This is a genomic window from Bradyrhizobium sp. UFLA05-125, assembly GCF_059803515.1.
This window is the reverse complement of the sequence record NZ_JBANBJ010000187.1, coordinates 1-733: the sequence shown is the minus strand read 5'-3', so window position 1 is coordinate 733 and position 733 is coordinate 1. Positions and strand designations below refer to the sequence as shown.

Annotated in this window: 1 pseudogene; it reads right to left on the bottom strand. The window is 63.2% G+C overall.

The features are described 5' to 3' along the window. Positions 1-733: pseudogene (locus tag SO156_RS45870) on the bottom strand (sarcosine oxidase subunit alpha); the annotation flags it as partial.

Here is a 733-nt window from a genome sequence, read left to right as displayed (position 1 = left end):
GCATTGGCGGTCGTGGTTGTCATCAGGAAGTGATTCTCCCCGAGGCGGGAGGTGGTGCCGTCGTCCATGACGAAGCCATCCTCACGCAGCATCAGCCCGTAGCGCGCCTTGCCGACGGGAAGCGCTTTCCATGTATTGATATAGATCCGTTCGAGGAATTCGGCGGCATCCACGCCTTGAATATCGATCTTGCCGAGCGTCGAGACATCGCAGATGCCAACACCGTGGCGCACGGCGAGCACTTCGCGATTCACCGTAGTCAGCCAATCCTTCTCGTCCGCCTTCGGATAGAATTGTGCGCGCAGCCACTGGCCGGTTTCGACGAAGACAGCCCCCTGCTCGCGCGACCATTCATGGGTCGGCGCCAGGCGCGTCGGCCGGAAGTCCTTGCCGCGATGGTGGCCGGCAAGCGCGCCGATTGCGACCGGCGTGTAGGGCGGGCGGAATGTCGTCGTGCCGGTTTGATGGATCGCCCTGCCCGTCTGCTCGGCCATGATTGCAAGGCCGGCGAGATTTGATGTCTTGCCCTGGTCGGTCGCCATGCCGAGCGTGGTGTAGCGCTTGAGATGTTCGACCGAGCGGAAGCCCTCGCGGGCTGCGATCTCGACGTCCTGGTCGGTGACGTCGTTCTGTAAATCGACGAAGGCCTTGCCCTTGCCGCCCGTCACGCGCCAGATGGGCTTCAGCCCATTCATCTCCGGATCAGTGACGAGAGCCGCAGCTGCTGCTGCCG